Origin of the sequence: Mesorhizobium sp. M3A.F.Ca.ET.175.01.1.1 (assembly GCF_004791945.1) — a bacterium.
GTDB lineage: Bacteria > Pseudomonadota > Alphaproteobacteria > Rhizobiales > Rhizobiaceae > Mesorhizobium.
The window spans coordinates 156,323-178,213 of record NZ_SRTP01000009.1 but is presented as its reverse complement, the minus strand read 5'-3'; the positions used below and the strand labels follow the sequence as shown (position 1 = coordinate 178,213).

Here is a 21,891-nt window from a genome sequence, read left to right as displayed (position 1 = left end):
CATGTCACGTCGTCGGATCAGGCTAGTCTTCGTGCCTTGTGTGAGGCTTGAATCCTGCTCCGGAACCCGATTCAGCTTCGCGCAAGGAAACCTGGCTATCGTTTCGTCATAGCTTCGGCCGGAGGCGCCCGCGTGTTGAACACCTATACGAGCTACCAGCTCATCGCCAAGGACATTCCCAAGGCCATCGATCAGGTCGAGTCGCAGCCGGCCGTGAAACGCGAGACCGAGTACTATCTCGCCAACATCGGCAACGCCAAAACCATCGACGATTTCGTCGGCAACACCCGCCTGTTCAACTATGCCATGAAGGCATTCGGACTCGAAGACATGGCCTATGCCAAGGCTTTCATGGTCAAGGCGCTCAAGGAGGGCGTCTCCGACGAGGACAGCTTCGCCAACAAGTTGACCGACAAGCGCTACGCCGAATTCGTCAAGGCGTTCAACTTTGCCGCCCATGGCGAGACCGCCACGATCTACACCTCCGCCCAGCAAGGCACGGTCGACAAGTACATGCGCCAGACGCTGGAGGAAAACGCCGGCGAGACCAATCAGGGCGTTCGGCTGGCGCTCTACTTCCAGCGCAAGGCGCCCACCATCACCAACTGGTACGACGTGCTCGCCGACACCGCGCTCTCCAGCGTGGTTCGCACCGCGCTCGGCCTGCCCGATTCCTTCGCCTCCGCCGACATCGACAAGCAGGCGCAACTGTTCGAGCAGAAGCTCGACATCGCCGATTTCAAGGACACGGACAAGCTGAGCAAGTTTCTGACCCGCTTCACCAGCCTGTGGGAGATCAACAACCCCACATCCACGGCGCAGACGTCGGTCGGCGTGTTGTTCGCCCAGCCAACCACGGTCGGCATCTCCACCGACCTGATGATGGCCATGCAGAAGCTGAAGTTCTGAGGCATCATGCAGGACAGTCTCTACGTCGCCCTCTCCTCGCAGATCGCGCTCGAGCGCCGCCTCGACACCATCGCCGACAATGTCGCCAACGCCTCCACCATCGGCTTCCGCGCCACGGGCGTGAAATTCGAGGACGTGGTTTCCGGCACCGGTCTGAAGTCGGTCTCCTTCGCCTCCTCGGGCAAGACCTATCTTTCCACTGCCCATGGCTCGATGACCGAGACAGGCAATCCCTTCGACTTCGCCATCCAGGGCGATGCCTGGTTCGCCATCCAGACGCCGGCGGGTACCGTCATGACCCGCGACGGCCGTTTCTCGATGAACGAGAATGGCGAACTGATGTCGATCGAGGGCTATCCTGTGCTGGACAGCGGCGGCGCGCCGATCCAGCTCGATCCGCGCAACGGGCCGCCCAAGGCCGGCGCCGACGGGTCGCTGCGGCAGAACGAGCAGCTGGTCGGCGCCATCGGCCTCTACACGTTCGATCCGGGCGAGAACTTCGTCCGCTACGGCAATTCGGGGATCGTTCCCGCGCGCACTCCGGAGCCGGTCACCGACCGCTCCGACGTCGGCGTCGCGCAAGGCTTCCTGGAAGAATCAAACGTCAATCCGGTGCTGGAGATGACGCGGCTGATCATGGTTCAGCGCGCGTTCGAGAACACGGCGGCGCTGATCCGGCAGACCGACGCTTCCAGCGACGAAGCCATCAAGACGCTCGGCTCGAAATAGCGGCATGGCCACCGCACCTTCCTTGATACGCGCTCCTGAGAAGCCGGCGGAGGACCGGCTGGCCGGGCTCGAGCGCATCTGGCGGCGGTTCGACAATCCGCAGACGCTGCTCAGCCGCGGCGGCCGTGTCAGCGAGATCTCTCCCACCCACTACAAGGTGCGCGGGCTTTCCGACATTGCCCGGCTCGGCGATATCGTCGAGCAGCGCGGCAACGCCGGCAGCCGCCGCGGCGAGATCGTCAAGATCGGTCGCGACGAGGTCGTGGTCGCGCCGTTCGAGCGCAGCGCCGACGCCGGCATCGGCGACGCCGTGTTCCGTCGCGGCCCGCTCGCGGTCACCCCGCATGCCTCCTGGCGCGGGCGGGCCATCGACGCACTGACCCGGGCGATCGACGGCGGCCCGCCGCTGATCAGGCCGAATGCCGCCTATGATGCGGAGGCTGCTACGCCGGGCGCCATGTCGCGCCAGCGCGTCGGCACCGGCTTTCTCACCGGCGTGCGCGTCATCGACATCTTCACCCCGCTCTGTTTCGGCCAGCGGCTTGGCATCTTCGCCGGCTCCGGCGTCGGCAAGTCGACGCTGCTCGCCATGCTTGCCGGCTCCGAGGCCTTCGACACGGTCGTCGTCGCTTTGATCGGCGAGCGCGGCCGCGAGGTGCGCGAGTTCCTCGAGGATACGATCGGCGTCGAAAGCATGGCCAAGACCGTCGCCGTCGTCGCCACCAGCGACGAGAGCGCCATGATGCGTCGGCGTGCGCCCGACACCGCCATGTGCGTGGCCGAGCATTTCCGCGACCAGGGCCACCGCGTCCTTCTGGTACTCGATTCGATCACCCGCTTCGCGCACGCCTTGCGGGAGGTGGCGACTGGGACCGGCGAGCCGCCGGTCGCGCGCGGCTACCCGGCCTCGGTCTTTACCGACCTGCCGAAGCTGCTCGAGCGCGCCGGACCCGGTGCCGAGGGCCCCGGGGTTAGAGGCAAAGGCTCGATCACCGCCATCATCTCCGTGCTGGTCGATGGCGACGACCACAATGATCCAGTGGCAGACTCGGTGCGCGGCATTCTCGATGGCCATGTCGTGCTCGACCGCTCGATCGCCGAGCAGGGTCGCTATCCGCCGGTCAATCCGCTGTCGTCCATCTCGCGTCTCGCCGACAAGGCCTGGAGCGCCGAACAGCGCATGCTGGTGACCCGGTTGAAGTCGATGATCTCGCGCTTCGAGGACACGCGCGACATCCGCCTGCTCGGCGCCTACCAGAGCGGCGCCGACGCCGAGCTCGACATCGCCGTGCGCCAGGTGCCGCTGATCTACGAAGCGCTCACGCAATCGCCGAGGGACCGTGCCTCGGCGGATCCGTTTGCCGACCTCGCCCGCCATCTCAAGGGGAAGCTGAATGGCGATCAAGGAAACTGAGCTTCAGTACACCGAGCGCCTTTTGCGCGAGATGATCGCCGAGGCCCGGGCCGCAGAGGAAGCCGAAGCAGACATTGCCAGAGCTGCCAACGCGAAGGCTGCCCGCGCCATGGCTGGCAGGGCCGCCGCCATTCTCGCCAGGGCAACCAGGCCTCCCCTGCCCAGGGCTCCGCAGCCTGAGACCGTCGAGACCATGCAGGCCAGCCGCGAGTCGCTGATCGAGGGGCTGTTTCCGCGCACCGATTGGCCGCAGCCGCCGCGATCCGAGTTCCCGCGCCTGACAGACAAGACGGCCGACCGGCGCAGCGATTTCGTCATCGCCGCCCTCGGCATCGCGCTCGGCCTGATCTGTGCGCTGTTTCCGTGGTACATCTTCTTCAATCAGGACCAGTTCGGCGTGCAGGCGATCAAATTCGGCGGCAGCGGCACCAATGACGGGCGCGTTGCCGGCGAATCGCAGCTGGAGAATCGAGGGGCGCCGCCGACGTCAAAGAACGTTCCCGATCTCGACCTGCTCGCCACCGGCACCTTGCAGGACGAGCCGGAAGACCCCGACAAGGCGCCCGGGCTCGACGAACAGCCCTTCCCTGCCGCGGTTTCGGAATTCAAGATGGTGCATGTCGCCAATGGCCGCGCCATGATCGAGGACGACACCGGCCTGTGGATCGTTCAGCGCGGCTCGGTGCTGCCCGATTCCAGCCGCGTCAGCTCGATCGAGCAGCGCGGCGGCAAATGGGTCATCGTCACCAGCACCGACAAGGTGATCGAGCTTTCCAGGTAATCGACGGTGGACAGCGCTGGCGGCTGCGGCCTGCCGCGCAAGGTCCGCGCAAGACTGGCCACCTAGTCTTGTGCGCACTCGCCCGGAGATTCCCATGGAACCCGTCAACCTATTCGATCTCGCCACCAGGCAGTCGCAGTGGCTTGCCGTTCGTCAGTCCACGGTTGCATCCAACATCGCCAATGCCAACACACCGGGCTACACGGCAAACGATGTCGAGCCGTTCGAAAAGGTTCTGGACCGGACCGCGGTCACGCTCAGCGCCACGCAGTCCGGGCATCTTGGCGCCGAAACGGCCAATGCCGGTTTCGCCGTCAAGCCGCAGGAGGACAACGGCTCGATCATGCCGTCGAAGAACACGGTGGTGCTCGAGGACGAGTTGATGAAGGCGGGCGAGATCCGCCGCTCCTTCGAGCTCAACACGGCGATCGTCAAGGCCTTCCATTCGATGCTGACGATGGCGGCGAAGGGCTGACGATGGACGCGCTGACCGCAGCCCTCAAAGTCGCTTCGTCCGGCCTTGGCGCCCAGTCGGAGCGCCTGCGCGTGGTGTCGGAAAACCTCGCCAACGCCCAGTCGACCGGCACCTCGGCGGGCGCCGATCCCTATCGCCGCAAGACGATCACCTTCGCTTCGGAGCTCGACCGCGCCACCGGCGGCTCTCTGGTCGAGGTCAACTCGATCGACCGCGATCCATCGGACTTCCCGGTCGAATTCCAGCCCGGCAACGTGGCTGCCGACGAACGGGGATATGTCAAGATGCCCAATGTCAACGTGCTGGTCGAAATGGCCGACATGACGGAGGCCAACCGCTCCTATGAGGCGAACCTCCAGGTCATCAAGCAGGCGCGCGATCTGATCTCCATGACCATCGATCTGATGAGGAACCAGTCATGATCGGCGGTATCGGCGCGCTGCAGTTCAAACCGGCAATCGATGGCGCCGACGCGGCGGCGCCTGGCCTGCTGCCTGGCGGCGCGGGTCCGCAAGCCGGCGAGAGCGTCGGCAGTTCCTTCGCCGACCTTCTCAGCCAGGCCGCATCGAAGACGGTGGGCACGCTGCAGAACGCCGAACAATTGTCGATCCAGGCGCTCAAGGGCGATGCCGACACGCGCCAGGTGGTCGATGCCGTGATGAGCGCCCAGCAGGCGCTGCAGACGACGATCGCCATCCGCGACAAGGTCGTCTCCGCCTATCTCGAAATCAGTCGCATGAATATCTAGGACCGCGTCATGAAAGCCCTTGCCATCGCCGCGACCGGCATGAATGCCCAGCAGACCAATCTCGAGGTCATCGCCAACAACATCGCCAACATCAACACCACCGGCTACAAGCGCGCCCGAGCCGAATTTTCGGACCTGCTCTACCAGGTCGACCGCACGCAAGGGGTGCCCAACCGCTCGAACACCTCGCTGGTGCCGGAAGGCGTTTCCATTGGTCTCGGCGTCAAGACCACGGCCGTGCGCAACGTCCACACCCAGGGCGAGCTGACCAGCACCGGCAACAGCTTCGACCTGGCGCTGACCGGCAGGGGCTGGTTCCAGATCGAGGGCGCCGACGGCGGCACGCTCTACTCACGCGCCGGCGCCTTCAACACCAACGCCACCGGGCAGTTGGTGACCGTCGACGGCGCCAACGTGATCCCGGCCATCACCGTGCCGACCGACGCGGTCGAGGTCATCGTCAACAAGACCGGCCAGGTCTTCGCCCGCATCGAGGGCCAGACCGACCTCCAGCTCCTCGGCCAGCTCCAGCTCGCCAATTTCGCCAACGAGGCCGGCCTGGCGCCGCTCGGCGACAACCTGTTCCAGGAGACGGCGGCCTCCGGCCCGGCCAATGTCGGCGTGCCCGGAGATCCCGGCTTCGCCACGATCGAACAGGGCTATCTGGAGTCGTCCAACGTCGATCCGGTCAAGGAGATCACCGAACTGATCTCGGCGCAGCGCGCCTACGAGATGAACTCCAAGGTGATCCAGGCTGCCGACGACATGGCGTCCGTGGTTTCCAAGAACATCAGGTAGCGCACCATGGCGAAGCCGATCTCCTGCTCCGCATTCCGCTGCGCCGCGCTGGCACTGGCGCTGGTCGCCGGCGGCATGCCGGCATTTGCGCAGGACTCGGACGGTCAGTCGGCGAACCAGATCGCGGCCGGTCAGGCGGCCGGCGAAGCGGTGCTGATACCCAATCGCGTCATCTATCCCGGCGAGGCCATCGAGCTCGCCGCGCTCCAGCAGGTGACGCTTATTGCGGGCAAGCACAGACCGGACGGCATGGCGACACGCGCCGAGGAACTTGAGGGCAAGGTTGCCAAGCGCACCCTCGTGCCCGGCCGGTACATTCCGACAGCCGCCATACGCGATGCCTGGCTTGTCGAGCAGGGTGCCTCGGTGCAGGTCTACTTCACCGCCGGCGCGCTCACCATTTCGGCGACGGCCGTCACCTTGCAGCCGGGCGCTGCCGGCGACCTAGTCAAGGTCCGCAACGTCGACAGCGGCAAGATCATTTCCGGCACGGTGATGGCGGACGGCAGCATCAGGGTCGGCGCGTCGTGATGCGTGCATTGGCCATCCTGCTGAGCGCGGCAATCGGTCTTCAGCCCGCGCTCGCCGATGGGCTCACCCCCAAGGCCAAGCGCGAGCTTGTTTTGAAGAACGGCACTGCCTCCAGCGATCCGGAATACGACCCCGAGACCACCACGCGCATGTTCCGCGTCTCGACCGGGCCGAGCACGCTGCCGCCCGGCCAGGTCGCCGCGCGCATCAAGGACATCGCCCAGCTGCAGAGCGCGCGCGACAACCAGCTCGTCGGCTACGGCCTGGTCATCGGCCTGGCGGGAACCGGCGACAGCCTGCGCAACTCGCCTTTCACCGAACAGTCGATCCGCGCCATGCTGGAGAATCTCGGCATTGCCACCGAAGGCGGCAGCGCGCGCGCCAAGAACGTCGCCGCCGTCATCGTCACCGCCAACATGCCGCCCTTCGTCCAGTCGGGCGCCCGCATCGACATCGACGTCTCCTCGATGGGCGACGCCTCCTCGCTTGCCGGCGGCACGCTGGTGATGACGCCGCTGAAGGCTGCGGACGGCGAGATCTATGCCGTCGGACAAGGTTCGGTGATCGTCGGCGGCTTCAGCGCCAAGGGCCAGGCCGAACAGCTGACACAAGGCGTTCCGACCGCCGGTCGCGTGCCGAACGGCGCCATAGTCGAGCGTTCGGTGCCGGCCGAATTCGACGACCAGGGCGTGCTGACGCTGCAATTGCGCAATCCCGATTTTTCCACCGCCATCCGCATTGCCGACGCCATCAACGACTATACGTCGCAGCGTTTCGGCATGCGCGTCGCCGCCGAGCGCGACGCCCGCACCGTGCAGATCAGGCGGCCGAAGAACGTTTCCGCTGCGCGCTTCTACGCCGAGATCGAAAACCTTGTCGTGGAGTCGGACGCGCCGGCGCGTGTCGTCATCGACGAGCGTACCGGGACCATCGTCATCGGCAACAACGTCAGGATCTCGCGCGTGGCCATCAGCCACGGCACGCTCACCGTGCGCATCACCGAAGCGCCGAAGGTCGTTCAGCCCGCGCCCTTCTCCAAGGGGCACACAGCGGTCGAGCCCTTCACCGCGATCGAGGCGACCCAGCCCAATGCCCGCGTCGCAGTGCTCGACGGTCCCGATCTCGAAACGCTCGTCTCCGGCCTCAACCGCCTCGGCGTGAAGCCCGACGGCATCATCGCCATCCTGCAAGGCATCAAGTCGGCCGGTGCCCTGCAGGCCGATCTGGTCCTCCAATAGGCACGCCGATGATCGACCTCTTCTCCCCGAACAAGCATAGCCTGCTCGCCGCCGCCGTGCTTGCCTTGATGGCCAGTGCCTCCGGGCATGCGGAGGAAGTGCGTCAGGTGCTGCCCGGCGGCCAGGCGCCGGCACAGCCGGGCCAGCTGGCACACCAGAAGGCACCGGACGAAAGCGAGATCCAGCGCTTCTGCTCCAACATCGCCGACGCCGCGCGCGACCGCCGCTATGCCTTGCAAGCCGAGGAGCTGAAGCAGCTTCAGGCCGGCGTCGACGAGCGCATCAAGGCGCTGGAGGAAAAGCGCGCCGAATACGAGCAATGGCTGAAGCGCCGCGAAGTCTTCCTGGCCCGCGCCGAGGACAGCGTCGTCAAAATCTATGCCGGCATGAAACCCGACGCCGCGGCGGAGCGCCTGGCAATGGTCAATGCCGAGCTCGCAGCCGCCATTCTGATGAAGCTCGATTCACGCAAGGCCGGCGTCATTCTCAACGAAATGGACCAGAAGGCGGCGGCGGCGCTCACCGGCATCATGGCCAGTGCGGCGCGAAGGGTTGATCCATCATGAGAAGCAGGTTCCTCGTCCTTCTCGCCATCGCGGCACTTTCCGGCTGCGGCACCGACCTCAAGGAGGTCGGCCGGGAACCTGCGCTGTCGCCCGTCGGCTCCGGCATCGGCAATGGCGGCGTGGCCCCCTACAGCTACCCCGAGCCGCCGGCCGCACCAGTCAAAAAATTTTCGCTCTGGGACGACCGCCAGAGCCGGCTCTTCACCGATCCGAGGGCGCTGCGCGAAGGCGACATCCTGACCGTCAACATCAAGCTGAACGACAAAGCCAATTTCAAGAACCAGAACGACCGAAGCCGCACCGCGGCACGCAAGCTCGGCTATGACGTCATGCTCGGATGGGACGGCACGAGCACAAGCGGCAAGGGTGACGCCGGCCTGAGCTCCAGCACCGAAACCAATGCCGATGGCGAGATCAAGCGGTCGGAGAATCTGGAGCTCAACGTCGCGGCGGTCGTCACCGCGGTGCTGCCCAACGGCAACCTGATGATCAGGGGCTCGCAGGAGGTGCGCGTCAACTACGAGCTTCGCGTGCTGACCATCGCCGGCATGGTGCGGCCGTCCGACATTGGCGCCGAGAACACGATCCCCTATGAGCGGATCGCCGAAGCGCGCATCTCCTATGGCGGCCGCGGCCGCGTCAGCGAGATCCAGCAGCCGGCCTACGGCCAGCAAATCCTCGACCAAGTTCTTCCATTCTAGCACGGGGGCACCGCGGACGTGGCGAATGTCGAGCAGGCGCAGCCCAGGAAGGGACCATCTCTTGTGGTCCAGCTCGCCATGCTGCTGGTCATGACGGGCGCCGCGGTCGGCATGGGCTGGGTCTCCGGCGGCTATCTCAAAGAGGGCGAAGGCCCGAAGCCGGTCCCCGTCGCACCGGAAAACGCCGGCGAGGGCGAAAGGCCAGCCGAAACCGGCAAGCCGGTTGCCGGTCCCACGGTTGTCCCGCTTGCGGCGATCACCACCAATCTCGCCTCGCCCAGCGAGGTCTGGATGAGGCTGGAGGCATCGGTGCTCTATGACGCGCCGCAATCGTCGGAAATGACCGACCAGATTCATCAGGACCTGCTCGCGTTCATACGCACGCTGAAGATGCACCAGATCGAGGGCGCCAGCGGCTATCAGCATCTGAAAGCCGATCTCGAGGAGCGCGCGGCACTGCGCAGCGGCGGCCACGCCAAACAGATACTGATCAGGACGATGCTGCTCGAATGAGAAAGTTCCTCGTCGCCACGGCGCTCGTCGTCCTCACCACTTCGCTCGCCACGGCCCAGCAGCTCGATCTCGGCGGCATCGGCCGGGCCGACGGCACCACCGTCGGCTACATCATCCAGATGTTCGGCCTGCTCACCGTGCTCTCGGTGGCGCCGGGCCTGTTGATCATGGTGACGAGCTTCACCCGCTTCGTCATCGCCTTCTCGATCCTGCGTGCGGGCATCGGCCTGCAGTCGACGCCGGCCAACCTGATCCTCATCTCGCTGTCGCTGTTCATGACCTTCTACGTCATGGCGCCGACTTTCGATCAGGCCTGGAATACCGGCGTCAAGCCGCTGATGGACAACCAGATCACGCAGGCCGAGGCCTTCGACAAGATTTCCGACCCGTTCCGCACCTTCATGCTGCACAATGTGCGCGACAAGGATTTCGACCTGTTTGCCGACCTGGCCCGCGAGCGCGGCCAGACCGTCTCGCGCGAGACCGTCGACCTGCGCATCCTGGTTCCGGCTTTCATGATCTCGGAAATCAGGCGCGGCTTCGAGATCGGCTTCCTCATCGTGCTGCCGTTTCTCGTCATCGATTTGATCGTCGCCACCATCACCATGGCCATGGGCATGATGATGCTGCCGCCGACGGTGGTCTCGCTGCCGTTCAAGATCCTTTTCTTCGTGCTGATCGACGGCTGGAACCTTTTGGTCGGCAGTCTGGTGCGATCCTTTACCTGACTGCCGCATGCGGCGCCGGGCTGGTGCCGTCACGCGCAACTATCGCACAAATACAGCTTCGATTAACCGTCGGGTTTAGCTCTTTGGTAGGGACTCATCTGCATAGTCCCTCCAGATGGCGGGTGATCGGGTCTCAGCGATCATTGGCATGATGCCGCACCGTCATACCGGAAGAGCCGGTATGTCAAAAAAACCAGCGTAAAAAAATCAAGGTACGAGTAGCCATGTCCAGTATCATGACCAATTCTGCGGCTCTGACCGCCCTCCAGAGCCTGAACAACACCAACAAGCAGCTCGAGATCACCCAGTCGCGCATTTCGACCGGTTATCGCGTCGCCACCGCTTCCGACAACGCCGCCTACTGGTCGATCGCCACGTCGATGAAGTCCGACAACAAGGCTCTCTCGGCCGTTCAGGATTCGCTCGGCCTCGGCGCCGGCAAGGTCGACACCGCCTATACCGCCATCAACGACGTCAAGGACCAGGTCGACGAGATCAAGACCAAGCTGGTCACTGCCCGCGGCGCCAGCCAGGAAGACCAGCAGAAGATCGCGACCGAAATCAAGGCCATCCAGGACCAGATCAAATCGTCGGTCACCAACGCCAACTTCGCCGGCTCGAACCTGCTGCAGAACGACGGCACGGCGGCGTCCGACCTGAAGATCGTCGCTTCCTATAACCGTACCGGCGCGACCGTCACCATCGACACCATCAACGTCGCTGCTGCCGACACCCAGGTTCTCGACGTCGCCGGCACCGGCGGCATCGTCGGCGGCCTGCTCGCCGCGACCTTCTTCGACCCGAGTTCGGCTGCCGTCGCTGACACGGCCATCGACACCGCGCTCGGCACGGTTGAAACGGCGCTCGGCAAGCTCGCTACCGGCGCCGCCTCGCTCGGTGCCGCCAAGTCGCGCATCGATACCCAGCAGAGCTTCCTCTCGAACCTCTCCGACTCGATCGACAAGGGCGTCGGCTCGCTGGTCGATGCCGACATGAACAAGGAATCGACCCGTCTGCAGGCGCTTCAGGTGCAGCAGCAGCTCGGCATCCAGGCGCTGTCGATCGCCAACGGCAACTCGCAGTCGATCCTGTCGCTCTTCCGCGGCTGATCGCTCCAAACGCTCCAGTCATTTGCATCGGGCCGCGCGACCAGCGCGGCCCGATTTTCGTTGCGTGAATGTTTGCCTTCCCGTGTTCAGAGCATGGCTTTAACGCGCCATTAACGATGACGCGCTAGTTATGGTTAACCAATCGCTATGACGGGCAGACCGGTAGGTCGAAAGGCATGACGCCCCCGCCGAAGGTTGACCGGCATGCGCAGGCATGTCTGCTTTGAAAGGGGTGTATCTTGGCAAGCATCATGACCAACGCCGCGGCATTGACCGCGCTTCAGAGCCTGAACAACACCAACAAGCAGCTCGAGACCACCCAGGCGCGAATCTCGACCGGCTATCGCGTCGCAACCGCTTCCGACAACGCCGCCTATTGGTCGATCGCCACGTCGATGAAGTCCGACAACAAGGCTCTCTCGGCCGTTCAGGACGCGCTCGGCCTCGGCGCCGGCAAGGTCGACACCGCCTATACCGCCATCACCGACATCAAGGACCAGGTCGACTCGATCAAGGCCAAGCTGGTTACCGCCCGCGGCGCCAGCCAGGACAACCAGCAGAAGATCGCGACCGAAATCAAGGCCATCCAGGAACAGATCAAGTCGTCGGTCACCAATGCCAGCTATGCCGGCTCCAACCTGTTGCAGAACGACGGCACGGCCGCTTCCGACCTGCAGATCGTCGCCTCCTACAACCGTACCGGCACGACGGTAGCCATCGACACGATCAACGTTGCGGCCACCGACACGCAGGTGCTCGACATCGCCGGCACTGGCGGCATCGTCGGCGGCCTGCTCGCCACGACCTTCTTTGATCCGAGCTCGGCTGCTGTCGCTGACACGGCAATCGACACCGCCCTCGACAGCGTCGAAACGGCGCTTGCCAAATTAGGGACCGGCGCTGCCTATCTCGGCGCCGCCAAATCGCGCATCGACACCCAGCAGAGCTTCCTGTCGAACCTCTCCGACTCGATCGACAAGGGCGTCGGCGCGCTTGTCGACGCCGACATGAACAAGGAATCGACCCGCCTGCAGGCCCTGCAGGTGCAGCAGCAGCTCGGCATCCAGGCGCTGTCGATCGCCAATGGCAACTCGCAGTCGATCCTGGCCCTGTTCAAGAGCTGATCCCCAGCCTGACTTCCTCGCTCTTCGGAAGGCCGCGCCCCCAGCGCGGCCTTTTTTGTTTCGCGGCGGGTCGGTTCCACCGCACGGGCGTCGGACAGCGCACTATCATCCTCGCACAAGCTTCACCGTCTAGTCTGCCGGCGGACAGTCATGCTGGGAGCGGTTGAATCGTGCCGGAACAGATCCAGAGCATCATTGCGAATCTGCGCAACTTCGGCGTCAGGCGTCTCGCTCTGATGGGCGGCATCGCTGCCCTGGTCATGACCGTCATCGGCGTCGCCTCGATCTACCTCAACCGTCCCGCCTACGAGACGCTCTATGTCGGGCTCGATCGCTCCGATGTGAACCAGATCGGCCTGGTGCTGGGCGAGGCCGGCATCGGCTTCGATGTCGGTGCCGACGGCACCTCGGTGCTGGTGCCCGCCGGGACCACGGCGCAGGCGCGCATGCTGCTGGCCGAAAAAGGCCTGCCCACCAGCGCCAATGCCGGTTACGAGCTGTTCGACAATGTCGGCTCGCTCGGCCTGACCTCCTTCATGCAGCAGATCACCCGCGTGCGGGCGCTGGAAGGCGAGATCGCACGCACCATCCAGTCGATCGCCGGCATCAAGGCAGCCCGGGTCCACATCGTGATGTCCGAGCGGGCCAACTTCCGCCGCGACGAGCAGCAGCCTTCGGCATCGGTCGTCATCCGCTATTCCGGCATTGACGCCCAGAAGAGCGCGATGTCGATCCGTCACCTCGTCGCCGCGGCGGTGCCCGGGCTCTCGGCCGACAAGGTCACGGTGCTCGATTCCAACGGCAACCTGCTTGCTGCCGGTGACGATCCCTCCAACACCAGCGCCGCCCGCACGCTCGGCGTCGAGCAGACGGTCGAGGCGCAGATCGGCGACAACATCCGCCGGGCGCTGACGCCCTATCTCGGTCCCGACAATTTCCGCGCCAGCGTCAAGGCCGACGTCAACACCGATACCCGCCAGACGGAAGAGACCATCTTCGATCCGGAATCGCGCGTCGAGCGGTCGGTGCAGTCGGTGCGCACCAACGAGGCCAGCAACCAGAAACAGGCCACGACCCCGACCAGCGTCGAGCAGAACCTGCCCCAGACCGAGGCGCCCAGCACCGAAGGGCCGCAGTCGTCCTCACAGAACGATCGCAAGGAAGAGATCACCAACTACGAGATCAACTCGAAGAAGATCGCCACCGTTTCCAACGGCTATTCGGTGAACAAGATGTCGATCGCGGTGGTCGTCAACCAGGAGCGGCTCAAGACCATCCTCGGCAAGGACGCCACGCCGGAGCAGATCGCCAAGCGCGTCGCCGAAATCCAGAAGATGGTGGCTTCCGCCAGCGGCTTCGACGACAAGCGCGGCGACGTCATCGACGTCTCTGCTGTCGAGTTCATCGACGGCCTCGACGGCGAGCCGGTCGACCAGCCTGGTATCCTCGCCTCCATCGGCACGTACACCGGCACGCTCATCAATGCCGGCGCCTTCATCATCGTCGTCTTCCTGGTCGCCTTCTTCGGCCTGAAACCGATGGCTGCCGCGCTGACCGCCTCGGCCAAGCCGGCGGCTCTCACCGGCCCGAGCTTCGACGACGTCCAGCGCTCGCTGCCGACACCCGAAGCACCGGTGGCCGCGATCACCGCCGAGGCCCCGCCGCCGTCCATCGGCGCCATACCGGGAACACGCCCCGGCGCCACCCCGCTCGATGACCTGCGCCAGAAGATCCGGCCGGCTCCGCAGGAGCGGCTGGCGCGCATGGTCGACCTCAATGAGGAGCGCACCGCGCAGATCCTGCGCAAATGGGCTGCAGCGCCGGAGGCAGCGGTATAGGCCATGGCTTCGGCACTCTTCGATCTCCTGCCCGATTTCGGCGCGCGCGCTCCTCGCGCCGGCCAGGCGCCGCCCGCCGCCGAGCACAAGCCGGCCGAACCGGCGCCGCAAGCCGATATCGGCGCGCTGATCGCCGAGGCGGTCGCCGATGCAGAAGCCGCGCTGGAGGCGCGTCTGGCGCTGGCGCACCAGGCGGCGCTCGACGCCGAGCGCCAGGCTAACGACGAGGCCGCGCAAGCATTTCTGGAAAGTTTCGGCGGCGATCTTGGAGCGGCGGTCGCCGCCCGCATCGACACCATGGAGGCCCGCGTCAGCGAACTCGCCGGCGCGACCATTGCCCGCATCATCGGTGGCCTCCTCAGCGAGGATCTGCAAAAGCGTTCGCTGGCCGCGCTTTCCCGCGCGATAGGCGCCGCAGTCGCCGACAGCGAGGCGGTGCGCATCGGCGTTCGCGGACCGCTTTCGCTGTTCGAACCGCTGAGGCAGGCGCTTGGGTCCCGTGCCGCCAATCTCGATTTCGCCGAAGTCCCGGGCTTCGACCTCACCGTGACGATCGATGAGGCGGTGTTCGAGACGCGCATCGCCGAATGGTCGGCCTCGCTTTCGGAGGCCTTGTCATGAGCGCCGTCGACCACGGCGAGGCCGTTCACGAGATCATCATCGTCAAGCGCAATCACGACGGGCATGACGACGGCCACCACGGCGGCGTCTGGAAGATCGCCTTCGCCGACTTCATGACCGCGATGATGTGCTTCTTCCTCGTCATGTGGCTGATCAATGCAGCCAACGAGCAGACCAAGGCCGCCGTCGCCAGCTACTTCAATCCGGTCGAGTTGATCGACCGCAACTCCAGCCGCAAGGGCCTGGAGGACCTCGGCGACGGCCCGAGCAAGGTGGGCCTGACCGCCGACAACCCGCAGGATGGCGCAAGCAAGGCGGGCGAGGACGGCAAGGGCGGTGCCGGCTCTTCCGATCGCAAGCAGACGAAAGAAGCCACGCAGAAACCGTCCGACTTCTCCGACGAGCATCTATTCGCCGATCCCTATGCCGTACTCGCGGAAATCGCCACCGACACCGGCGTGATGCAGAACGTCAGCGCCAAGGGCGAAGGCGGCGCGCGGAATGCCGGCCCGGCGACCGGCGCCTCCGGTGGCGAATCCTATCGCGATCCGTTCGCGCCTGATTTCTGGTCGCAGCAGGTAGCCACGCCCGGTGCCGAAGCCAGTGCCGAACGACAGAAGATCGAAGGCGATCCGGCCAAGCCCGGAGACAAGATCGCCGAGAGCCAGGTGCCGAAGGTCAAGGCCGTGCCACCGGCGCCGCCGCAATTGGAAGCGCCGCTCGAGCCCTTGACGGGGCCGCAGAAGCCGGGCGCCAAGCCAGTCGCCGGATCGGCTGGGGCGAAAGGCGCGGCCGGCGAAGGCGAAGAGAGCAAGGGCGAGAAAATCCGGGGACGGATAGCCGAGGTCGACAAGGCTGAGGCCGAACAAGCTCAGGCCGAACAGGCCATCGCGACCGATGCGAAAACCGAAATCGAACAGGCCGAGCCGGCCAAGCCGGAGATGGCAGAGGCTGAGCCGGTTTCCGACAAGGGCGAAAGGGGCCCGAGCAGCGCCGCCCTCGAGGCCGCGGCCGAAATCAAGCAGGAATTGGCCAAGGCCTTCGCGCCGGGCGAGAAGCTGGCGGAGGGCGTCTCCGTCGAGGCCACCGACAAGGGCGTCGTCATCTCGATCACCGACCAGCTCGACTTCGGCATGTTCGAGATCGGCTCCGCCGTGCCGCGACGCGAAATGGTGCTGGCGATGGAGAAAATCGGCCACATCATCAACGAGAAGAAGGGCACGATCACCATCGGCGGCCATACCGATGCGCGGCCGTTTCGCAGCGATGCCTATGACAACTGGCGGCTGTCCACCGCGCGCGCCCATTCCGCCTACTACATGCTGGTGCGCGGCGGCGTCGACGAAAGCCGCATCACCGAGGTCGCCGGTTTCGCCGACCGTCAGCCCAAGATCGCAACCGATCCGCTGGCGGCGGCCAACCGCCGCATCGAGATCCTGATGGCGACCGGCGGATGAGAGCCAGGACCGTCATCGGCCGCGCCATCGGTCTGCTGCTGCTCGGTGCAGGATCGATTCCCGCGGCCTTCGCGCAGGACGCCTTGCAGCCTTACCAGCTGGTCCGCTCGCTGCAGTTGGTCCAGGATCGCATTGCCGGCGGTGACCATGCCGCGCTGCCCATGCAGGCCAAGCTTCTCGAGCTGGCCGATGCCAGGCTGCGCGCCGCCGATGCCGAGGACTTCAAGGACCCCAAGAACTTTCGCGCGTTGCTCGTCTACGGCATGAGCGGCGGCAATCCCGTCACGGTCGCGGCAGCGGCTTCGCGTGCGACGGCCGACCCGCAGAGCCTCACCATCGCCAAGGGCATCGTTGCCTACCTGAACGGCCAACCCGCGGTGGCGATCGAAATCCTGAGGCCGATCGATCCGATGAGCGTCCCGAGCGACCTTGGTGCCTTCCTGGCCTTGGTCAAGGGTTCGCTGCTTGCGCCCGAACAGCCCACCGCGGCGCTTGCCCTGCTCGACGAGGCCCGCCTGCTCAGTCCCGGCACTCTGGTCGAGGAGGCGGCACTTCGCCGTTCGGTCGGCATCGCGGCGGCGCAGGGCGACGCGGCACGCTTCGCCCTTGCCTCGACCCAGTATGTCGAAGCCTTTCTCTATTCGCCCTATGCCAGCCAGTTCGCTGATTCCTTCGTTTCCGGGGTCATCGCGCTGCATATGTCGATCAGCCAGGACAAGCTCGCCGACATCACCGCGATGATGGATCCCGAGCGCGAGAAGGTGATCTATCTGCGCATCGCCCGCCGGGCCGCGATCGATGGACTTGCGGACCTTTCCGCCTTCGCCTCGGCGCGTGCCGAGCAGGGCCGGGACGGCAACGACAATCAGGACGATCCCCGTGCCCAGCTCTACTCCAGCCTGTCCACGGTGACCTCGGCCACCATAGAAGACGTACGCCAAAAGCTCGGCAAGATCGACCGCGGCAAGCTCTCCGAGGGCGATCGCGCTTTGCTCGACGCAGCGCAAGCCATCGCCGACGGGGTCGTTGCGCGGCCTGCCGCTGCCTCGCCAGAAGCGGTAGCAGCAGGCCTTGCGCCCAAGCCCGTCGAGGTGCCTGAGCCGCAATCGGCGGCTGACAACGCCGCGGAGACCGACCCAGACGCGGCGGGCCTGCCGCCGGTGGAAGGCGCGACGTCCGAGAAGCCGGCCGTCGCGGCATCGAGCGAGCCAGCCGCGCCCGCGCCTCTGGACGCCTCGGCACCTGGCGACGCGCCCCCAACAGCACCGGCATCGGCAGAGCCGACGGCCGCCGCCGCGGAACCGGCAGCGCCGGGAACGGTCGTGCCGGCCCCCGTCGTGCCAGCTTCGGCATCGGCGCCGGCAGGGCTCGATCCCCACGACCCCACCGACGCCGCCATGATGACCGCGCGCCGAAAACTCGAACAGATCGACCAGCTACTTGGAGCAGCTCCCCAATGACCCCCAGCCTTGGCCAGGCCCTTTCGGGAATTGTGTCCGCCGCTGCCCACTCGAAGCCGTCCGCTGCGGATGCCAAGAGCAAGGATGACAGTTTCGGCGACATGGTGAAGGGCACCGAAAAGCAGCCGGGCCGGCACGCTCAGCGGCAGGCAGCACTGCAGACCACGCCACCGTCGGCGCGCGCAGCCAGGGATTCCGCGCAGACGAAACTGGCCGACGACGAACCGGACGCCGCTGCTTCTTCAGGACCGACGGCCGGCAAGGCCGAGAAGGAGCACCGCGAGCCTGGGCAGCTCGACGCCGGCGTCGGCGGCGACGCGACCGGCGTGGCCGCGAATATGCCTTCGCTTCAGGACCGGCTACCGCTGCTCGTAGCGCTGCATGAGATGAGGCAGTTCTCGACCTCGCCCGGCGCCGCCACGGACGAAGTCGCTGCGGAAACCTCGGTCCCGGCTGGGACCCACGAACCGCGAATTCCCGAACTCTTGGCTGCCGGCGATAAGGCGCAATCCGTGCTGGCCGAAGATGCCGCCGCCGGCGCCGTCGCTCGCTTCAGCCGCGCCACCACCGCCACTGCGTATTCGGCTATCGAACGCAGCCAGGCATTGACTGCCGGGACCGGGTTCGACGAACCGGTGCAGCGTGGCGATCGGTCGCCTGCACAGCAGCAGGACCGTGACGCAGTCGATATCGCGGAGCTGACCTCCAAGCGGCCGGCGCCGGAGACGAAGGAGCCCGAGACAATCAAGCTGTCCACCTCGTCCGCGCAGGTGAAACAGGCTTCGTCGGCCGGGCGCATCGATGTGGTCGCCCAGCAGAGCTTTCCCGTGCCGGCGCAAAATCCGATGAGCCAGACGGCATCGGCGCTGATCGAGGCGATCGCCTCGGACGAAGGCGTTCAGCAGGCCTTCTCGAGCGCTCCGACGCGCTCACAGCCGACCAATTCTGTTGCCGTTCCGACACATGTCCTGAAGATCGAGTTGCACCCTGCCGAGCTTGGCGCGGTGACGGCCAGCCTGCGCCTCTCCGGGGAGCAGCTTTCGATCGAGATGAAGCCGGAGACGCACGAGGCTCACCGCCGTCTGACCGCCGACAGCGATGCCATCGTCAAGTCCATGCGCAGCCTCGGCTTCGACGTCGACACGGTCACCATCCTGCAACCCTCGATAGCAGCCCATGCGGCCGGCCGCGCCGATGCAACCAGCGCGTCGCCGCTGTCGGGGGGCCGTGATCAGCCTTCGTTCCAACCGGGGAATTCGGGAGGCAACAGTGCCGGGGGCGACCGGCAACCGGGAAGGAACGACGGCCATGGCGCACAGGAATTCGGCCGCGCGGCTTCGCCTCTTCGCGAGCGCGCTGGCGACGATATGTATATTTAGCGTCGGTTCCGGCGCCGCAGCCGCGGCCGCCAACCCATGCGAGCCGGAGATCCTGCGCGCTGCCGATCGTTATGGCGTGCCGGCCGGGATCCTTTATGCGGTCGGCCTCACCGAGACCGGCAAAAAGGGCAGCCTTCAGCCTAACGCCATGAATATAGAAGGAAAAGCCGTCTTTCCGCGCAGCCGGGGCGAGGCGCTTGCCAGGTTCGAGAGTGCCCGCCGCGAAGGCAAGACGCTGATCGACCTCGGCTGCATGCAGATCAACCATCGCTATCACGGCGCGCAGTTCAGCAGTGTTCAGGACATGCTCGACCCGCACCAGAACGTCGATTACGCGGCGCGCTTCCTGGCCAGTCTCCATGCCCGTCACGTGACCTGGTCGATGGCCGTCGCCCGCTACCATGCCGGCCCCGACAACGACCCCGCGCAGAAGATCTATGTCTGCCGGGTCATCGCCAACATGGTCGCGACCGGCTTCGGCAAGTGGACGCCGAACGCCAGCGCTTTCTGCAACCAATAGTTGCTACGTCGGACGGCGGCCAACCATCCTCTCCGCGCGCCGTTCTCAGAGGCCCGGCGTCGCCTGCGCCTTGTCGCTGCCACGTCACCCGCGCGACCGCTTTATTACGGCTCTCCAAAAAACTCCCAAGAAAATAGCTACAAGAAATGACGGTTTTTCAGGATTCGCCGCACCCGCTAGGCCTTTCCGCACGGGGCAGATGAGATGATTCGGAGGGCGGGCCGATGATCGTGATCGTTGATGAGCGCGAGCTCGTAACTGAAGGCTACAGCTCACTTTTCGATCGCGAGGGCGTTGCCACCGCGGGGTTCGCGCCGGGCGAGTTCGGCGAGTGGGTGAGTTCCGCAGCCGACACCGATCTGAGATCGGTCAGGGCCTTCCTCATCGGCGACTGCCGCGAAGGCGCCATCTCGCCGCGCCAGATCCGTGACCGCACCGGCGCGCCAGTGATCGCGCTCAGCGAACAGCATTCGCTCGAACACACATTGCGGCTGTTCGAAAGCGGCGTCGACGACGTGGTGCGCAAGCCTGTCCATATCCGCGAGATTCTGGCCCGCATCAGCGCCATACGCCGCCGAGCCCATGAAGAAGCGGCCTATACCGAGGTCGGCTCGATGCGCATCTTCATGGACGGGCGCGATCCGGAGATCGATGGCGAGCCGCTGCCGCTGCCGCGCCGTGAGCGCCGGATACTGGAATATCTGGCCAGCAATCGCGGCCGGCGCGTGACCAAGACACAGGTCTTCAACGCCATCTACGGCATCTTCGACGAAGAGGTCGAGGAGAACGTGGTGGAGAGCCACATCAGCAAGCTGCGCAAGAAGCTGCGCGAGAGGCTCGGTCACGACCCGATCGATTCCAAGCGGTTCCTCGGCTATCGGCTGGTGTTTTGATGGCCGGCGCAACCATTTGCCCCGCCAGCCTCGCGCAAGACAAGAGGCATAGCTTGTAGCTTCCACCAGGCACTGCGGAGAAGTATCGATGAGCCTCTACGGAATGATGCGGACCGGCGTTTCCGGCATGAATGCCCAGGCCAACCGCTTGTCCACCGTGGCTGACAACATCGCCAACTCCGACACCACCGGCTACAAGCGCTCCTCGGCGGAATTCTCGACGCTGATCATGCCGACCACCGGCGGCGCATACAATTCCGGCGGCGTCACGACCACCATCCGCTCGGCCATCGGTTCGCAGGGCGTGCTGCAATACACGACCTCGGTCTCGGATCTCGCCGTCAACGGCGACGGTTTCTTTGTCGTGCAGGATGCCGGCGGCACCCCTTATCTCACGCGCGCCGGCGCCTTCGTGCCGGACGCCGAGGGCAAGCTGGTCAACGCCGCCGGCTATCAGCTGATGGCCTACAGCTACGCCAATGGCGATCCGGCGGCGACCGCCAACGGTTTCGAAGGCCTCGTGCCGGTGCAGATCTCCGATCAGGAGATGACGGCGACGCCGAGCACGGAAGGCAATTTCAATGGCAACCTGCCGGCCGGCGCGACGCCGCCCTCCGGTCCCTTGCCCTCCAGCAACGATCCCACCGCCGAGTACACCTCGAAGTCCTCGCTGGTTGCCTACGACAATCTCGGCAACAAGGTGCTGCTCGACGTCTATTTCACCAACACCGGCACCGGCACCTGGGAGGTCTCGGTCTTCGACCAGTCGCAAGCGACCGCCGGCACGTCCTTCCCGTACACGGGCGGCGCGCTGGGCACAGCCAATCTCACCTTCGACACCACCACCGGCAAGCTCACCGGTGCGACCACGGGCATCTCCTTCACGGTGCCGAACGGCGCGACCCTCGACCTCGATCTGTCCAAGCTGACGCAACTCGGCGCCGGCTTCACCGTCTCCAATGCCAACGTCAACGGCAATCCGCCAAGCACGATCGAGAAGATCCAGATCGGCAGCGACGGCATCATCTACGCACAGTTCGAGGACGGCTCGACCAAGCCGCTCTGGAAAATCCCGCTGGCCGACGTCCAGAGTCCCGACAACCTCACCGCCATGCCCGGCAATGTCTACGTGCAGAGCGCCGACTCCGGCACTGTGCGCATCGGCTTCGCGAATGAAGGCAAGCTTGGCTCCATCGTCTCGGGGGCTTTGGAGAACTCCAACGTCGATATCGCCGAGGAACTGACCAACATGATTGCAGCGCAGCGCAGCTACACTGCCAATTCCAAGGTCTTCCAGACGGGTTCCGATTTGATGGATGTCCTGGTCAACTTGAAGAGATAACCGGCGGGCGCCGGCCC

The 21,891-nt window shown here is 65.4% G+C and carries 24 protein-coding genes; all 24 read left to right on the top strand.

Going from position 1 to position 21,891, the window contains the following annotated elements; all coding sequences use genetic code 11:
* Positions 1-132: 132 nt before the first annotated feature.
* The 24 genes from EN818_RS20820 (at position 133) to EN818_RS20705 (ending at position 21,874) form a co-directional block, all read left to right on the top strand.
* The gene (locus tag EN818_RS20820; protein ID WP_165350000.1) at positions 133-909 is read left to right on the top strand and encodes a DUF1217 domain-containing protein; all 777 of its coding nucleotides are present in this window, start codon (positions 133-135) and stop codon (positions 907-909) included.
* Positions 910-915: 6 nt separating this feature from the next.
* The gene (flgF, locus tag EN818_RS20815) at positions 916-1,638 is read left to right on the top strand and encodes a flagellar basal-body rod protein FlgF (RefSeq protein WP_095806230.1); all 723 of its coding nucleotides are present in this window, start codon (positions 916-918) and stop codon (positions 1,636-1,638) included.
* 4 nt (positions 1,639-1,642) lie between these two features.
* The gene (gene fliI / locus EN818_RS20810) at positions 1,643-3,052 is read left to right on the top strand and encodes a flagellar protein export ATPase FliI (RefSeq protein ID WP_095806231.1); all 1,410 of its coding nucleotides are present in this window, start codon (positions 1,643-1,645) and stop codon (positions 3,050-3,052) included.
* A complete protein-coding gene (locus EN818_RS20805) occupies positions 3,033-3,833 on the top strand; it encodes a hypothetical protein (RefSeq protein WP_135904626.1) in 801 nt (266 codons plus the stop codon). Before fliI ends, EN818_RS20805 begins: the two co-directional genes overlap by 20 nt.
* 94 nt (positions 3,834-3,927) lie before the next feature.
* On the top strand, positions 3,928-4,308 hold the full coding sequence (flgB, locus tag EN818_RS20800; protein WP_095806233.1) for a flagellar basal body rod protein FlgB: 381 nt from the start codon (positions 3,928-3,930) through the stop codon (positions 4,306-4,308).
* Positions 4,309-4,310: 2 nt separating this feature from the next.
* The gene (gene flgC / locus EN818_RS20795) at positions 4,311-4,730 is read left to right on the top strand and encodes a flagellar basal body rod protein FlgC (protein WP_095806234.1); all 420 of its coding nucleotides are present in this window, start codon (positions 4,311-4,313) and stop codon (positions 4,728-4,730) included.
* On the top strand, positions 4,727-5,056 hold the full coding sequence (locus EN818_RS20790; RefSeq protein ID WP_095806235.1) for a flagellar hook-basal body complex protein FliE: 330 nt from the start codon (positions 4,727-4,729) through the stop codon (positions 5,054-5,056). Before flgC ends, EN818_RS20790 begins: the two co-directional genes overlap by 4 nt.
* 9 nt (positions 5,057-5,065) lie before the next feature.
* Entirely contained in the window at positions 5,066-5,854 is a 789-nt protein-coding gene (gene flgG, locus EN818_RS20785; protein ID WP_095806236.1) for a flagellar basal-body rod protein FlgG, read from the top strand.
* A 6-nt stretch (positions 5,855-5,860) separates the two neighbouring features.
* On the top strand, positions 5,861-6,385 hold the full coding sequence (gene flgA, locus EN818_RS20780; RefSeq protein WP_095806237.1) for a flagellar basal body P-ring formation chaperone FlgA: 525 nt from the start codon (positions 5,861-5,863) through the stop codon (positions 6,383-6,385).
* 149 nt (positions 6,386-6,534) lie between these two features.
* A complete protein-coding gene (locus tag EN818_RS20775; protein WP_245420366.1) occupies positions 6,535-7,623 on the top strand; it encodes a flagellar basal body P-ring protein FlgI in 1,089 nt (362 codons plus the stop codon).
* Between the two features lie 8 nt (positions 7,624-7,631).
* Positions 7,632-8,189: a MotE family protein gene (locus EN818_RS20770; protein WP_095806239.1), complete on the top strand. Its 558-nt coding sequence runs from the start codon at positions 7,632-7,634 to the stop codon at positions 8,187-8,189.
* On the top strand, positions 8,186-8,890 hold the full coding sequence (gene flgH / locus EN818_RS20765; RefSeq protein WP_095806240.1) for a flagellar basal body L-ring protein FlgH: 705 nt from the start codon (positions 8,186-8,188) through the stop codon (positions 8,888-8,890). Before EN818_RS20770 ends, flgH begins: the two co-directional genes overlap by 4 nt.
* Positions 8,891-8,908: 18 nt before the next feature.
* Positions 8,909-9,403 carry a flagellar basal body-associated FliL family protein gene (locus EN818_RS20760; protein ID WP_095806241.1) on the top strand — a complete coding sequence of 165 codons (495 nt, stop codon included), beginning with the start codon at positions 8,909-8,911 and terminating at the stop codon, positions 9,401-9,403.
* Positions 9,400-10,131 (top strand): flagellar type III secretion system pore protein FliP, encoded by a 732-nt coding sequence (gene fliP / locus EN818_RS20755; protein ID WP_095806242.1) that lies wholly within the window; start codon positions 9,400-9,402, stop codon positions 10,129-10,131. The genes EN818_RS20760 and fliP overlap by 4 nt, the downstream gene beginning before the upstream one ends.
* Before the next feature lie 224 nt (positions 10,132-10,355).
* Positions 10,356-11,240 carry a flagellin gene (locus EN818_RS20750; protein ID WP_095806243.1) on the top strand — a complete coding sequence of 295 codons (885 nt, stop codon included), beginning with the start codon at positions 10,356-10,358 and terminating at the stop codon, positions 11,238-11,240.
* A 239-nt stretch (positions 11,241-11,479) separates the two neighbouring features.
* Positions 11,480-12,364, top strand: a complete 885-nt coding sequence (locus EN818_RS20745) for a flagellin (protein WP_095806244.1) — start codon at positions 11,480-11,482, stop codon at positions 12,362-12,364.
* A 170-nt stretch (positions 12,365-12,534) separates the two neighbouring features.
* Positions 12,535-14,202 (top strand): flagellar basal-body MS-ring/collar protein FliF, encoded by a 1,668-nt coding sequence (gene fliF, locus EN818_RS20740; protein ID WP_095806245.1) that lies wholly within the window; start codon positions 12,535-12,537, stop codon positions 14,200-14,202.
* Positions 14,203-14,205: 3 nt separating this feature from the next.
* Entirely contained in the window at positions 14,206-14,823 is a 618-nt protein-coding gene (locus EN818_RS20735) for a hypothetical protein (protein WP_095806246.1), read from the top strand.
* A complete protein-coding gene (locus EN818_RS20730; RefSeq protein ID WP_095806467.1) occupies positions 14,820-16,280 on the top strand; it encodes a MotB family protein in 1,461 nt (486 codons plus the stop codon). The genes EN818_RS20735 and EN818_RS20730 overlap by 4 nt, the downstream gene beginning before the upstream one ends.
* Entirely contained in the window at positions 16,277-17,740 is a 1,464-nt protein-coding gene (locus EN818_RS20725) for a chemotaxis protein MotC (protein WP_095806247.1), read from the top strand. The genes EN818_RS20730 and EN818_RS20725 overlap by 4 nt, the downstream gene beginning before the upstream one ends.
* Positions 17,737-19,119: a flagellar hook-length control protein FliK gene (locus tag EN818_RS20720; RefSeq protein WP_095806248.1), complete on the top strand. Its 1,383-nt coding sequence runs from the start codon at positions 17,737-17,739 to the stop codon at positions 19,117-19,119. Before EN818_RS20725 ends, EN818_RS20720 begins: the two co-directional genes overlap by 4 nt.
* Positions 19,049-19,639, top strand: coding sequence for a transglycosylase SLT domain-containing protein (locus EN818_RS20715; RefSeq protein WP_095806249.1), 591 nt, complete (start codon positions 19,049-19,051; stop codon positions 19,637-19,639). The genes EN818_RS20720 and EN818_RS20715 overlap by 71 nt, the downstream gene beginning before the upstream one ends.
* A 224-nt stretch (positions 19,640-19,863) precedes the next feature.
* Entirely contained in the window at positions 19,864-20,532 is a 669-nt protein-coding gene (locus EN818_RS20710; protein WP_095806250.1) for a response regulator transcription factor, read from the top strand.
* Between the two features lie 88 nt (positions 20,533-20,620).
* Positions 20,621-21,874, top strand: a complete 1,254-nt coding sequence (locus tag EN818_RS20705) for a flagellar hook protein FlgE (RefSeq protein WP_095806251.1) — start codon at positions 20,621-20,623, stop codon at positions 21,872-21,874.
* Positions 21,875-21,891 lie beyond the last annotated feature (17 nt).